At 63.4% G+C, this 12727-nt stretch carries 14 protein-coding genes; 7 read left to right on the top strand and 7 right to left on the bottom strand.

The genetic code is table 11. From position 1 onward, the window contains the following. The first annotated feature begins 85 nt into the window (after positions 1–85). The 3 genes from ASD04_RS08420 to ASD04_RS08410 all read left to right on the top strand — a co-directional run bounded on the left by ASD04_RS08420 (position 86) and on the right by ASD04_RS08410 (position 1773). Entirely contained in the window at positions 86–553 is a 468-nt protein-coding gene (locus tag ASD04_RS08420) for a YHS domain-containing (seleno)protein (RefSeq protein WP_056255300.1), read from the top strand. A 76-nt stretch (positions 554–629) separates the two neighbouring features. After that, positions 630–1298, top strand: coding sequence for a histidine phosphotransferase family protein (locus ASD04_RS08415; protein ID WP_056255298.1), 669 nt, complete (start codon positions 630–632; stop codon positions 1296–1298). Positions 1299–1401: 103 nt separating this feature from the next. After that, entirely contained in the window at positions 1402–1773 is a 372-nt protein-coding gene (locus ASD04_RS08410) for a response regulator (protein WP_056255296.1), read from the top strand. 30 nt (positions 1774–1803) lie between these two features. Here the strand turns inward: ASD04_RS08410 and ASD04_RS08405 are convergent, their stop codons facing one another. Together ASD04_RS08405 and ASD04_RS08400 are read right to left on the bottom strand one after the other, a co-directional pair. Continuing rightward, a complete protein-coding gene (locus tag ASD04_RS08405) occupies positions 1804–3258 on the bottom strand; it encodes an RNA polymerase sigma factor (RefSeq protein WP_348271015.1) in 1455 nt (484 codons plus the stop codon). 114 nt (positions 3259–3372) lie between these two features. Then, entirely contained in the window at positions 3373–4080 is a 708-nt protein-coding gene (locus ASD04_RS08400; RefSeq protein WP_056235506.1) for a response regulator transcription factor CtrA, read from the bottom strand. Between the two features lie 433 nt (positions 4081–4513). Here ASD04_RS08400 and fliI point away from each other — a divergent pair, with 433 nt between their 5' ends. Both fliI and fliJ read left to right on the top strand, forming a co-directional pair. Then, the gene (fliI, locus tag ASD04_RS08395; protein WP_056255294.1) at positions 4514–5842 is read left to right on the top strand and encodes a flagellar protein export ATPase FliI; all 1329 of its coding nucleotides are present in this window, start codon (positions 4514–4516) and stop codon (positions 5840–5842) included. Between the two features lie 52 nt (positions 5843–5894). Next, positions 5895–6308 (top strand): flagellar export protein FliJ, encoded by a 414-nt coding sequence (fliJ, locus tag ASD04_RS08390; protein ID WP_056255293.1) that lies wholly within the window; start codon positions 5895–5897, stop codon positions 6306–6308. A gap of 48 nt (positions 6309–6356) precedes the next feature. Here fliJ and ASD04_RS08385 read toward each other — a convergent pair whose 3' ends face one another. The 4 genes from ASD04_RS08385 to ASD04_RS08370 form a co-directional block, all read right to left on the bottom strand. Beyond that, positions 6357–7268, bottom strand: coding sequence for a PRC-barrel domain-containing protein (locus ASD04_RS08385; protein ID WP_056255291.1), 912 nt, complete (start codon positions 7266–7268; stop codon positions 6357–6359). Between the two features lie 68 nt (positions 7269–7336). Continuing rightward, positions 7337–7996, bottom strand: a complete 660-nt coding sequence (locus tag ASD04_RS08380; protein ID WP_056255289.1) for a PRC-barrel domain-containing protein — start codon at positions 7994–7996, stop codon at positions 7337–7339. A gap of 301 nt (positions 7997–8297) precedes the next feature. Continuing rightward, the gene (locus tag ASD04_RS08375) at positions 8298–8753 is read right to left on the bottom strand and encodes a GNAT family N-acetyltransferase (RefSeq protein WP_056255287.1); all 456 of its coding nucleotides are present in this window, start codon (positions 8751–8753) and stop codon (positions 8298–8300) included. A gap of 9 nt (positions 8754–8762) precedes the next feature. Beyond that, a complete protein-coding gene (locus tag ASD04_RS08370; RefSeq protein ID WP_056255286.1) occupies positions 8763–9842 on the bottom strand; it encodes a putative zinc-binding peptidase in 1080 nt (359 codons plus the stop codon). Between the two features lie 546 nt (positions 9843–10388). Between ASD04_RS08370 and ASD04_RS08365 the strand changes: the two genes are divergently transcribed. Both ASD04_RS08365 and ASD04_RS08360 read left to right on the top strand, forming a co-directional pair. Further along, the gene (locus ASD04_RS08365) at positions 10389–11000 is read left to right on the top strand and encodes a LysE family translocator (RefSeq protein WP_056255283.1); all 612 of its coding nucleotides are present in this window, start codon (positions 10389–10391) and stop codon (positions 10998–11000) included. A gap of 4 nt (positions 11001–11004) precedes the next feature. Further along, positions 11005–11706, top strand: a complete 702-nt coding sequence (locus ASD04_RS08360; protein ID WP_056255282.1) for a glutathione S-transferase N-terminal domain-containing protein — start codon at positions 11005–11007, stop codon at positions 11704–11706. 85 nt (positions 11707–11791) lie between these two features. On the opposite strand, the gene ASD04_RS08355 is transcribed toward ASD04_RS08360, so the two are convergent. Next, entirely contained in the window at positions 11792–12727 is a 936-nt protein-coding gene (locus ASD04_RS08355; RefSeq protein ID WP_056255279.1) for an aminoglycoside phosphotransferase family protein, read from the bottom strand.

Raw genomic sequence — 12727 nt, 5'->3', positions numbered from 1 at the left:
CCGTAGTTTTGGCTGGCGGACTTTGGTCGCCGGCATGCCGATCATTGGGTCAATGATGAAGCAAACGTCTAAACAAATCTTAACCATGCTCGCCTTTGTTTTGCCGCTATTGGGCATGGTTTCGCTCGCCCTCGTGCCGGCCCGGGCGCAGTCGGTGGTGACGCTGATCGTCACCGATCCGCTGACCGGCATCGGCATCTACGGCATGGACCCGGTGAGCTATTTCACCGAGCCCGAGCCGCTGCAGGGCCGGGGAGATTTCGAGTTCATCTGGAACAACGTGCCCTGGCACTTCGCCACCGCTGCCAACCGCGATATCTTCAAAAGCGCGCCGGAGATTTACGCGCCGCAGTTTGGCGGGCATGGCGCCATGGGGGTGGCGCGCGGCTATGTGTCGGACAGCGATCCGGCCATGTATTTCGTCTTCAAGCAACGGCTCTACCTGTTCTATTCCGCCGCCAACCGGGAGGCCTTCATCCTCTCCCCCGATGAAGCGGCGATCATGGCCGAGGCCAATTGGCCGGGCCTGTCGAAGGGCCTTTCGATCAACTAGGCGCGCATTTCATCTGTCCACTTCTGCCGATCACCCTCTAATGTCGGCAAAAGTGATTCTTATGGAGACTGCAGGGATGGACATCATCGAGCTCAAGGCAACGGACCTGGCGGCCATGCTGTGCTCCAGGGTCTGCCATGACCTGATCAATCCCATCGGGGCGATCGGCAACGGGCTCGAAGTGCTGGCCGACCCCAACCAGGGCGAAATGGCTGAAGGCGCGCGCGACCTCATTGCCAGCGCCGCCCGGCAGAGCCGCGCCAAGCTCGAATTCGCGCGCCTGGCCTATGGCGCCTCCTCGACCTCGGGCACCGATATCGATACGCGCGAATGCGAGCGCGTGGCGCGTATCCTGTTCGAGATCGAAAAGGCCGATCTCGAATGGAGTGTGCCGCTGATCCTTCTGCCCAAGCACAAGGCCAAGCTGTTCATGAACCTGCTGCTCATCGCCGCCATGTCGGTGCCGCGCGGCGGGGTCGTGACGGCGTCGATATCGGGCGATGCCGGCAATGAGAAATTCGAGTTCACCTCGAAAAGCGATCCCGAAAAGCGCCAGAAGACGCTGGTGCCGTCAGGTTCGGCCGGGCTGCTTGCGGGCACCCCCGAAGAGGGCTTTGTCGACGCGCGCGGCATCCAGCCGTTCTATACGGGCCTCCTGGCCCGTATGACCGACATGGAGCTCGATATCGGGCTCGAAAACGACATGTTCTTCCTCACCGCCAGGCCGAAGGCGGCGACCGCCTGATTCACGCGTGGCTCGCGTCAATGCTAGCAGTCTGCTAACCAATTCCTAGGAAGTGTGACCGCATAATCGGGGCGAGCGTTTGCCTCTGCGGAGCCTTTTGGGGATGAAATCCTGCCTGATTGTCGATGATTCGAGTGTGGTGCGCAAAGTGGCGCGCCGCATTCTCGAAGACATGGACTATATCGTCGAGGAAGCCGAAGACGGGCAGGACGCCTTCGATAAATGCCGCCAGGAAATGCCGGATGCGATCCTGCTCGACTGGAACATGCCGATCATGAGCGGGCTGGAATTCCTAAAGCTGCTAAGGGCTTACGTCGGTGGCGACAAGCCGCATATCGTCTATTGCACGGTCGAGAACGACATCGGCGCCATCGCCCTGGCCCTCAAGGCGGGCGCCAGCGACTACATGATGAAACCCTTCGATCGGGCCATTCTAGAAGCCAAGTTCGATCCCGGCGCCTCGCTCGCCGCCTGACTTATCCCCTTCGCATCATGTCGGTGTAATTTAGACCGCGGCCTCGGCACGGCCGAGCAGATAGGTTTTTTCCCGTTCGTTGCGGGTCAGCTCCGCCGCGCGGCGGAATTCGAGCATGGCTTCGGTCTGCCGGCCAAGCTTGCTGAGCAGGTCGCCGCGCACGCCATAGAGCAGGTGGTAGCTCCTGAGTGCCGGATCGTCCTTGATAGCGTCGATCAGCACCAGAGCCGCCGCCGGGCCATCGGCCATGGACACGGCGACGGCGCGGTTGAGCTCGATCACCGGCGATGGCGTCACCTGCGCCAGAACCGCGTAAAGCTCTGAAATCCTTGACCAATCCGTGTCGGCGCCCTTGCGGGCGCGGGCGTGACAGGCGGCGATGGCGGCCTGCAGGGCATAGGGCAAATTCGCTCCGCCCAGCGCGGTGGCGCGGTCGAGCGCCGCGAGGCCGCGGCGGATCAGCAACTGGTCCCAGCGCGAGCGATCCTGGTCGAGCAGCAGCACCGGCTCGCCCTGTTTGTTGGTGCGGGCATTGGCGCGCGAAGCCTGGATTTCCATAAGCGCCACAAGGGCATGGACCTCGGAATCGTCGGGCGATAGCCGGGCCAGCGTGCGGCCCAGGCGCATGGCTTCTTCGCACAGCTGGGGGCGGATCAGATCGTCGCCCGATGTCGCCGAATAGCCTTCGTTGAAGATGAGGTAGAGCACGCCCAGTACCGAGCTCAGCCGTTCGGCACGTTCCTCGCCGCGCGGCACCTCGAAGGGGATGCCGGCATCGGCGATGGTCTTCTTGGCCCGCACGATGCGCTGGCCGATGGTGGGCTCGGCGGCAAGGAAGGCGCGGGCGATCTCCTCGGTGGTGAGGCCACCCAAGAGGCGCAGGGTCAGCGCCACCCGCGATTCTGCCGGCAGGATGGGATGGCAGGAGGTGAAGATCAGCCGCAGCAGGTCGTCGCCGACCTCGTCGTCCAGGCTTTCGATGATGTCGGCTTCGTGGTCGGGTGCGTCATCCTCGATGATGCGGCCGACCTCTTCCAGCTTGGTCGCCGCCATCTTGCGATGGCGGAAATAGTCGATGGCCCGGCGCTTGGCCGTCTGCATCAGCCAGGCGCCGGGATTGTGCGGCACGCCGGATTCCGGCCAGGTCCTGATCGCGATGACCAGGGCATCCTGCGCCAGTTCCTCGGCCAGCGAGATGTCGCGCACCATGCGCGTCAGCCCCGCAATCAGGCGGGACTGCTCGATTTTCCAGACGGAATTGATGGCGCGGTGGGTTTCGGAATCCTGGGTCATGGCGGGGATGAAACCAGCATCGGCCTTCCCTCGCAACCGCTTACTGACCCATGAGCCGGCGGGCGTTTCCCCCGGCAGGAAGGGCTCGATAAAGCCGTAGAGCAGGTCGGTCTGGTTGATGACAGCTGTGTGGGACGTGGCGAGCAGCACGGCAAGGCGCGACGGCGAGAGCGGCACGCCCATGTCGCCCATGTCACCACCGCTCAGCCCAGGCTCGGTGGGCTGGGGCTGATCACAGGAGCTGCGTGAAAACAAAGAACCCCGCGACGATGTCGCGGGGTTCTTGTGACGATGGAGCCTGACGGGTCAGGCAACGTTTTCGTTATAGACTTCGCTCTCGTCGGGCTCCCGCAGCACATAGCCGCGGCCCCATACGGTCTCGATGTAATTCTTGCCACCGGTGGCCACGCTGAGCTTCTTGCGGAGCTTGCAGATGAACACGTCGATGATCTTGAGCTCGGGTTCGTCCATGCCACCATAGAGGTGGTTGAGGAACATTTCCTTGGTGAGCGTGGTCCCCTTGCGGAGGGAGAGCAGCTCGAGCATCTGGTATTCCTTGCCGGTGAGGTGCACCCGCTGGGTCTGCACTTCGACGGTCTTGGTGTCCAGGTTGACCGTGAGGTCGCCCGTCTGGATAACCGACTGGGCATGGCCCTTGGAACGACGGACGATGGCGTGGATGCGGGCCACGAGTTCGTCCTTGTGGAAGGGCTTGGTCATGTAGTCGTCGGCGCCGAAGCCCAGGCCACGAACCTTATCCTCGATGCCGGCCAGGCCGGATAGAATGAGGATCGGTGTCTGCACCTTGGCGACGCGCAGGGTGCGAAGCACCTCATAGCCGCTCATGTCGGGCAGGTTCAGGTCCAGAAGGATGATGTCATAGTCGTAGAGCTTGCCGAGATCGACGCCTTCTTCACCGAGATCGGTGGTGTAGACGTTGAAACTTTCGGACTTCAGCATCAGTTCGATGCTCTGCGCCGTAGCGCTGTCGTCCTCAATAAGGAGTACCCGCATTATATTCCCCTTGTCATTCGTTCCTGCTGGAACCCGTGAGGAGCGAACAACACGCTCTTCTCACTCCAACCCTACTGGATATGACTGAACCCTAAGCCCAAATAGTTAACAAAGTTTAATTCGGTTCGGCAATACGCAAATGGCGTTAGGATGAATTTAGTCTAAGTCATTGAAATTTAAGGGTTAATCTTATCAATTTTTCTTAAGAAAATGGTTTAAGAAGTCGTTTCAACCGACTCTTTCGACTCAAGCAATTGCAGCTATGTCAGGGGTTTGGCGAGGAGTCGACGCATTGGGGCGGACAGGCCGGGCCAACCCCTCAAATAGCGCCTTTTGCTTAACGATCGGTTACTGTGTGATTCGTAGTGCGACACGATTCGACGGATATGGAAACCATAGTCCGGGTCTTGCCACCAGGGATACGTCAAGCGGCATGAAAGCGCTGATCTCGGCAATCGAGGCGATCGACGACATCGAAGTGTTCGGTCGCGTCAAATCGGTGCAGGGCCTGCTCGTCGAGATCGTCGGGCCGGTGCGTGAATTGCGCGTCGGCGGGCGCGTGCAGATCGAGACGGTCAACCAGGATTTGCTGGCGGCCGAAATCATCGGCTTCAAGGACGGGCATGCGCTGTGCCTGCCGTTCGGCCAGCTCTCGGGCGTGCGGCTGGGCTGCAAGGCGGTGTTCCAGCGCCACGACGGCGCGGCGTTCCCCTCGGAAGCCTGGCTGGGCCGGGTCATTAATGCCGATGGCGAGCCGATCGACGGCAAGGGGCCGCTGGCGCGCGGCGCCACGCCTTATCCGCTGCGGCAAAATCCATTGCTGGCGCATGACCGGGTGCGGGTGGGCGATCCGCTTGACCTGGGGGTGCGGTGCCTCAATACCTTTACCACGGTGTGCGAGGGACAGCGGCTGGGCATCTTTGCCGGCTCGGGCGTCGGCAAGTCGGTGCTGATGAGCATGCTGGCGCGCAATACCAATGTGGACGTGGCGGTCATCGGGCTGATCGGCGAACGCGGCCGCGAGGTGCATGAGTTCATCCAGGAATATCTGGGCGAGGAAGGGTTGAAGCGCGCCGTGGTGGTGGTGGCCACCAGCGACGAGGCGGCGCTGATGCGGCGGCAGGCGGCCTATATGAGCCTGGCGCTGTCGGAATATTTCCGCGACCAGGGCATGCGCGTGCTGTGCATGATGGATAGCCTCACCCGCTTTGCCATGGCGCAACGCGAGATCGGGCTGGCCATCGGCGAGCCGCCCACGGCCAAGGGCTACCCGCCCACCGTCTTCACCGAACTGCCGCGCCTGCTGGAGCGAGCGGGGCCGGGAACGCCGACGACGGGTTCCATTACCGGACTATTTACCGTTTTGGTGGAAGGTGATGATCACAATGAGCCTATTGCGGATGCCGTGCGCGGTATTCTTGATGGGCACATCGTAATGGAGCGCGGAATTGCCGAGCGGGGAAGGTATCCCGCCGTCAACGTGCTCCGGTCCATTTCGCGCACCATGCCAGGGTGTGTTCCGGCCGATGTTCGGCCGGTCCTGCAAAAGGCGCGAGAGCTCATGTCCATCTATTCGGACATGGAGGAACTGATCCGGCTGGGGGCTTACCGGAAAGGGTCAGATCCGAAAGTGGACCGCGCGATCGCCATCTATCCCGCGCTCGAGGCCTTTCTCGGGCAGGAGCGGGAAGAAACGACCGGAATCGCGGAGGGCTATCAAATGCTCGAAGCGATCGTGGCCGAGGCGGGTGCGGCAGACTGATGGGATCGTGTGTTGGTCCCGGAACTGACTTGATGTGTAAGGAGTACAGGTCTTGAAATCGCGCAGCGAGAGCCTCATACGGCTCAAGAAGTTCCAGGTGGACGAGAAGCGCCGTCAGGTTGCGCAGATCGAGATGATGATTGCCGATTTCGAGCGCATGGCGTCCGAACTCGACCAGCAGATCGAAATCGAGCACACCAAGACCGGCATTTCCGATGTGGCGCACTTTGCCTATTCGACCTTTGCCAAGGCCGCGCTGACGCGGCGCGACAACCTGCTCAATTCCGCCAATGACATGAAGGGCAAGCTCGAAGCGGCCCAGGATGCCCTAGCCGAAGCGCTCGAAGACCTCAAGAAGGTCGAGTTGCTCGACCAGCGCGAGCATCAGCGCGAGGCGACCGAGCAGCTCAAGGTCGAGCAGGCCGAATATGACGAGATCGGCCGGCTGCGCTTTTCGCAGCGCTGACCGCCGGCGCGAGATTTTGAAAAGGCCCGCAGATGCGGGCCTTCTTGCTTATGGTGCGATGATCATCCGCTGGCTTTCGCGTTCGCCGGCATAGGTGACTGGGTCGTAGGCCGGCTGGTTTTCGAGCTGCTGGCGCGTGGTGTTGAGGAACAGGTAGCGGTTGCCGAAGGTGTCGGCGGAAAATACCAGATTGTCGAAACCCACGGCGACGGGCTTGGCGCCCAGCCCGAGGAAGCCCCCGACATCGACGATGACGGCATCGAAACTGCCGTCGGGATTGCTGACGATATCGCCGATGGCGCCGATCTGTTCGTCATTGATGCCATAGACGGCGATGCCGCGCAGGTCTTCGGCGGTGAGGCCGGTTTCGTCGAAGGGCGAGAAGCCACTGCGGTCGAGGGGCGTGGCGATAGTCTGGCGCTCCGGCGCGTCGGTGGTCAAGTCGGGATCGATGCCGATATTGTTGGGGTCGCCATCCACCAGCTGGTCTTCCTCCTGCTGGGTGGTGAGCGCCGGCTCGCCGGTGGCCTCCTCGCTGTCGGCCCAGATGAAGGCTGGAGCGGCGGCCAGGGCCTCGGCGGTGGTCGCCAGCACCCAGCGGCGGGAGCCGTCATCGCGCGCCGCCCATTCGAGCTGGGAAAAATCGACCGCGACATCCTTTTCGCCGACGCCGAGGAAGCCGCCCACGCTGATGACCACGGCCGAAATGCCGAGCCCCGAGGTCACGACCATGTCGGTAATGGTGCCGACTTCCTCGGCAGCGTCGTCGATCGAGGCATAGACGGTTTCACCCAGCAGGCTGGTCACCAGCACGTCTTCGCCGCCGGTTGCGTAGCCTTCGGAGAGTACGGTGGGCGGGGTCAGCCCGCTCTGCTCGAGTTCGGTGGGCGCGGCCTGGCCAAGGGCCGGGGCGACCAGCAGCATGGCAAGGGCCGGGACGGTGATGAGCGGGCGCAGCATTGAGGTCTCCTGTGACGCAGATGGGCCGGCCCGAAGGCCGGCCCATCCGAGGGATAATCCGCGAGGGATCAGTTGGTTGCCGGGGCCGCAGCCGGATCGGCGGGGGCGGCCGGATCAGCCGGTGCCATTGCCGGATCGGCGGGGGCCATGGCCGGATCGCTGGTCACGTCGACCGGCTCATCTTCCTCCCAGACGAAGTCGGGAGCCGCGGTCAGCGCGTCGGCAGTGGTTGGCAGCACCCAGCGCTCGGTATTGTCGGCCGCGAGGGTGAATTCGAGCGACTGGAAGTCGACCGCAACGGCCTTTTCGCCGATGCCGAGGAAGCCGCCAACACCGATGACGACGGCCGTGATCTGGCCATCTTCGTTGAAGACCAGGTCGGAAATCGAGCCGATTTCCTCGGCATCGTCCCCGGCTGTGGAATAGACCGGCTGGCCGATCAGGCGCGAACCGAGATTGTCGGTATCAGCGGCGACGTAGCCGGCCGACATGTCCCAGGGCTCCATGACGTCGGTGTCTTCCATGGCGCCGGATTCGACATCGGCGCCAGCAGCCGGGGCGACGTCAGTGGCCGCGGGAGCGGCCGGCTCAGCGGCAGGGGCCATGGGATCGGCCGGGGCTTCGGTAGCCGGGGGCACGGCCGGATCGGCAGGCGCGGCGTCCTGGGCGATGGCGCCGGTGGCGAGCAGCGCAGCAAGGGCTGTAGTGGCCAGAAGGGTGCGGATCATAGTAGGCTCCGTAGGTTCATTGTTGAAATGGACGGGCCGTGCGGTGCAAAACTTTGCCGGTGGCGCATCGTGCGGCCCATAATGTCTCGACAACGCAGCGACACGCGCAGACGTTCCGGGCCGATTTGTCGCGGTGGAATTGAAAAGGCCGGCTCTCGCAACGAGGCCGGCCTTCTCCGCCTCCCTGGCGGTATTGTGCTGGGCGCCGCGCAAACTGGTGCGCAGGCCTCCCGACATCGCCGACAATAGCGCAAAGCGCGGGGCAGGGGGACGGTCGTCGTGCGACAGGCTTAAGAGGCCGCTAACTGGTTAATGCGGCACTGTCCCGGTCATAGCTGCGCATGGCCCGGTGCGGCATGCCGCCATCCTGGAATTCCGGGCCGAAGGCGACAAAGCCGAGCTTTTCATACATGCCCAGCTTGTCCGATTGAGCGGTGAGATAGAAGCGGTCGCGGCCAATGGCGCGGGCATGGTCCATGGCGGCGAGGATCATCTGCCTGGCGATGCCATGGCCGCGGAAGGACTGGCGCACGGCGACGCGGCCGATCTTGATGTGCTCGGGCTTGTCGATGAGGCGGAGCGTGCCCGCCACTTCGCCCGCGGCGATGGCGACGAAATGGGTGGCGGTCAGGTCGTCGGCGTCGTTTTCCTCGTCCTCGGGCACCTTCTGCTCCCAGACGAAGACCTCGCGGCGCAGGGCGAAGGCGGCGTTGCAGAGGGTGGAGAAAGGCGGAACGATGAGGATGGTGATGGGCATGACGGCAAATTAGCCAGTCCCGACAGCGATGTCATCCCGGCGGCCATGCACCAGTTCATGCACGAAGCCGAGTTTTTCGACCACTTCCGGCGTGAGGATGAAGGGATAGGCGTCGGGGTGGCCCATGGCGCGGTTGAGGTTGTTGAGCATGGCGGCCAGTGGAATCCAGTTGTCGATGATGGTCTGGATGGCGGGCGTGGCATAGGGATCGAAATCGACGCGGACGGCGAGACTGGTATCCTCGCTGCGCGGCCGCGCGCGGATGCCGAAGGCGGCGGCCATCTCGACCGTATCGGTGATATGCAGGTAATGCGCGAAGGTTTCGGCAAAGTCCTCCCAGGGATGGGCGGTGGCATAGGCGCTGATATGGGTCTGGGGCCAGCCGGTGGGCGCGCCATTGGCATAGTAGGCCCGTAGCGCCTGGCCATAGTCGGCGCTCTCATCGCCGAACAGCGCGCGGAAACGGGCTTGGGCCGGTTGGCCAGCGACCAGCAAATCCCAGTAATGGTGGCCGATCTCGTGGCGGAAATGGCCGAGCATGGTGCGATAGGGCTCGCCCATGCTGGTGCGGCGGGCCTCGCGTTCGGCATCGTCTGCCTCAGCCAAGGCGATGGTGATGATGCCGCTTTCGTGGCCGGTCAGCACCGATCCATTGGCCACCGGCATATCGGCGAGGAATCGGAAGGAGAGACCGTGTGCGGGGTTTTCGCTGCGGGTTTCCAGCGGCAGGCGCAGGCGGAGCAGGGAATAGAACAGGCGCTTCTTGGCGCGTTCGATGACCTGCCAGCGAGCGAGGTTGAGCGGATCGTCGATGGCGGGGATGGTCTCGTTATGCCGGCAGGCGGCGCAGTAGATATCGCCGCCCGGCTCGGCGCGGACCAGCCAGTTGCAGGCGCCGTGATGGGTGTTTTCGCAGAACACGTAGGCATCGTCGGGAAAGGCCGGCGTAGACCACAGCCCGCCATCCTCGACCAGCGACACCAGGGCGTTGTGGCCGGGCAGGTAGCCGAGCTGGTGGCCGCAGCGCTCGCACAGCGCGTTCTCGAAATAGACGGTGTTGCCGCAGTGGTCGCAGGTGAAGAGTTTCATGGTCGGCCCCGATCAGTGGGAACAATGGCCTGGCAAGGATAGAGGTTCCTGCAGGTGTGCCAAGGCGCCGCCTGGGCTGCGGTTGTCATGGTTGGACGCATGCCGGGACGGCAGCGAGCGGACCCCGAGACGGCTGACGCCCCTGAGTAAATTTAAAAATGAGACGCGCACCGTCTCGGGGTGCCGGTTTTTGGAACTGTACGGGGGTCGCGCACACGCTTCCGCCCGGACTCGAACCTGTGGGAGAGGCAAAGCCCCCACCCGGCTCACCCCACCACTGTTCGCCTTGCAGGCCGCCGCGTGGGGTGATGGGAAGAGGATACGGGAGGTTTTGGGGAGGGGGATAAGAAGGATAAGTGGGTCCCCATCCTCCCACATTCGCCGGACCGTCCTCGGGCTCGATCCGAGGACCATTGCCCGCTTGTGCCGTACTCCACCTTGCGGCCGTGGGTGGGGTGGTGCCACCCTTAACCGGGTCATCCTCGGGCTTGCGTGGGCGGGCAAAGCGCAGGCAAATAGACGCCCTGCCGCATGCGGAGACCGGCCATGAGCATCGAATTCCTGGTCACCACGCTGATCGTGGTCGTGTCGCCCGGCACCGGCGCGCTTTACACCATTGCCGCGGGGCTGAGCCGAGGCCGCCAGGCAAGCCTGTGGGCCGCGTTCGGCTGCACGCTGGGGATCGTGCCGCATATGCTGGCGGCGATTACCGGGCTCGCGGCGATCCTGCATACCAGCGCATTGGCTTTCGAGATCGTCAAATATCTCGGCGTGGCCTATCTGCTCTACATGGCCTGGGCGACGCTCCGGGAAACCGGGGCATCGAGTGTCGAGGCGGATCAGGAAGCAAAATCGGCGGGCAAGGTGATCGTCGAATCCATTCTCATCAACATCCTCAATCCCAAGCTCTCCATCTTCTTCTTTGCCTTCCTGCCGCAATTCGTGCCGGCGGAAACACCCAATGCGGTGGCCCGCATGCTGGAGCTGAGCGGGGTGTTCATGGCGACGACCTTTGTGGTGTTCGCAGCATACGGTCTGTTCGCTGCAGCGATACGCGGCCAGGTGATTTCCAGGCCCGCCATCGTGGTATTGATGCGCCGTACCTTTGCCGGCGCCTTCGTGCTGCTTGGCGCCAAACTAGCCTTGACGGAGCGATAGACCCATGGCCGACCTCTCGAACTTCTCCATCACTAGGCTCTGGCCGGCGGCCAATGCCGATGTGATTCAGCTCTACTCGCTGCCGACGCCCAACGGGGTCAAGGTATCGATCATGCTGGAGGAGACCGGGTTGGCCTATGAGCCGCACCTGGTGGACATCACCAAGAACGAGACCTGGGGGCAGGAATATCTGGCGCTCAACCCGAACGGCAAGATCCCCGCCATCATCGATCCCAACGGGCCCGGCGGCAAGCCGCTGGCGCTGTTCGAATCGGGCGCCATCCTGATCTACCTGGCGGAAAAGAGCGGCAGGTTTCTCTCCGCCGATCCGGCGACGCGCTACGAGACCATCCAGTGGGTGATGTTCCAGATGGCGGCGATCGGGCCGATGTTCGGGCAACTCGGCTTCTTCCACAAATTCGCCGGCGCGGCCTATGAGGACAAGCGCCCGCGCGACCGCTATGCCGCCGAATCCAAGCGCCTGCTCGGCGTGCTGGAGACCCGCCTCGATGACCGCGAGTGGCTGGTGGGCGACTATTCCATCGCCGATATCGCGACACTCGGCTGGGTGCGCAATCTCGTCGGCTTCTATGGTGCGTCCGAACTGGTGGACTATGCCAGCCTCAGGAACGTGCCGGCCTGGCTCGAACGCGGGCTGGCGCGGCCGGCAGTGCAGCGCGGACTGGAAATTCCGAAGCGGGGCTAACGCGCGTCGCGACGCGCTTCAGGTCTTTGTTTTTACACATGTCTTTGTCCCAGAACCCGGGCCACTTTTGGGAGACAGGCCTTATTCAGCTCGAAGCCTCGATGGCATCGGCCGCTGCAAGGAAAAGGCGGCCTTCGTCCATCTCGCCCAGTTCCATCAGGTGCAGGCCGGTGGAAACGCGCTCGATATAGCCCCATTGCCAGATAGCCTCGGCGGGAACCTGGGTTCGCGTCGTGAGGTGACGGGCATGACTGCGGGCGATATCGTGGGCGTGGCGGCCGGCGACGCCTTCGTGCCAGGCGCGTAGCAGGACGCCCAGATCATAGGCCGGTTCGATGGCAAGGCCATCGGGATCGATGAATTTCCATTGCCGCCCGGCACTTTCGGGCACTTCGAGAATATTGGCCGGGTGCGGGTCGCCATGGGCGAGCACGGCATTTTCCGGACGCCAGGCCGCGGCGCGGTCGCGGCAATACATCAGCGCGGTGTCGAGAACGGCCTGCGCGCAGGGTCGACCAAGATCCTGCCACATCCCCAGCATGGCCAGCGCCAGGCTGTTGGCCTTTTCCGCGCCGGTCGTATAGGCGCCGCCGGCCGGGACCGGCATCCAGGCCTGCAGCAGGGTGGAACACATGATGTCGATCTTGTTCCGATAGGGCATGTCGTGCTGGTCGAGCCGCGTGCCCAGCTGTTCGAGCAGCATGGCGCGGCGGGCGGCATCCTGGCGGATCAGGCGGACATAACCCTTGCCCCGGGCGATGGCGAGAACGGTGACTTCATGCCGTCCGATCAGGCTGCCCGGCGTGGGCAGCTTGATGACGAAACTCTGGCCTTTCGCGTCAGTGGCTTCGGCGACGAAGGCCGTGCTGCCCCCCGAAAGGGCCTGGCCGATGGTCAGGCCCCAGTCGTGTTCAAGCTCGAAGAGATTATCGTCGAGCGAGGCCAGCCAGTCGTTTCCCACCTGGCCTTCGGACTCGGCCCGGCGGCGGACGATATCGGGGAGGGGGAACCGGACGGCCAT

This window comes from Devosia sp. Root436, assembly GCF_001426345.1.
Classification (GTDB): domain Bacteria; phylum Pseudomonadota; class Alphaproteobacteria; order Rhizobiales; family Devosiaceae; genus Devosia.
This window is presented reverse-complemented; position numbering and strand designations above follow the sequence as displayed.

What these genes read in the sequence shown, in the direction of transcription:
- ASD04_RS08420 (WP_056255300.1), top strand. Translation starts at nt 86, where the DNA reads ATGCTCGCCTTTGTTTTGCCGCTATTGGGCATGGTTTCGCTCGCCCTC.
- ASD04_RS08415 (WP_056255298.1), top strand. Translation starts at nt 630, where the DNA reads ATGGACATCATCGAGCTCAAGGCAACGGACCTGGCGGCCATGCTGTGC.
- ASD04_RS08410 (WP_056255296.1), top strand. Translation starts at nt 1,402, where the DNA reads ATGAAATCCTGCCTGATTGTCGATGATTCGAGTGTGGTGCGCAAAGTG.
- ASD04_RS08405 (WP_348271015.1), bottom strand. Translation starts at nt 3,258, where the DNA reads ATGGGCGACATGGGCGTGCCGCTCTCGCCGTCGCGCCTTGCCGTGCTG.
- ASD04_RS08400 (WP_056235506.1), bottom strand. Translation starts at nt 4,080, where the DNA reads ATGCGGGTACTCCTTATTGAGGACGACAGCGCTACGGCGCAGAGCATC.
- fliI (WP_056255294.1), top strand. Translation starts at nt 4,514, where the DNA reads ATGAAAGCGCTGATCTCGGCAATCGAGGCGATCGACGACATCGAAGTG.
- ASD04_RS08385 (WP_056255291.1), bottom strand. Translation starts at nt 7,268, where the DNA reads ATGCTGCGCCCGCTCATCACCGTCCCGGCCCTTGCCATGCTGCTGGTC.
- ASD04_RS08380 (WP_056255289.1), bottom strand. Translation starts at nt 7,996, where the DNA reads ATGATCCGCACCCTTCTGGCCACTACAGCCCTTGCTGCGCTGCTCGCC.
- ASD04_RS08375 (WP_056255287.1), bottom strand. Translation starts at nt 8,753, where the DNA reads ATGCCCATCACCATCCTCATCGTTCCGCCTTTCTCCACCCTCTGCAAC.
- ASD04_RS08370 (WP_056255286.1), bottom strand. Translation starts at nt 9,842, where the DNA reads ATGAAACTCTTCACCTGCGACCACTGCGGCAACACCGTCTATTTCGAG.
- ASD04_RS08365 (WP_056255283.1), top strand. Translation starts at nt 10,389, where the DNA reads ATGAGCATCGAATTCCTGGTCACCACGCTGATCGTGGTCGTGTCGCCC.
- ASD04_RS08360 (WP_056255282.1), top strand. Translation starts at nt 11,005, where the DNA reads ATGGCCGACCTCTCGAACTTCTCCATCACTAGGCTCTGGCCGGCGGCC.
- ASD04_RS08355 (WP_056255279.1), bottom strand. Translation starts at nt 12,727, where the DNA reads ATGGCCGTCCGGTTCCCCCTCCCCGATATCGTCCGCCGCCGGGCCGAG.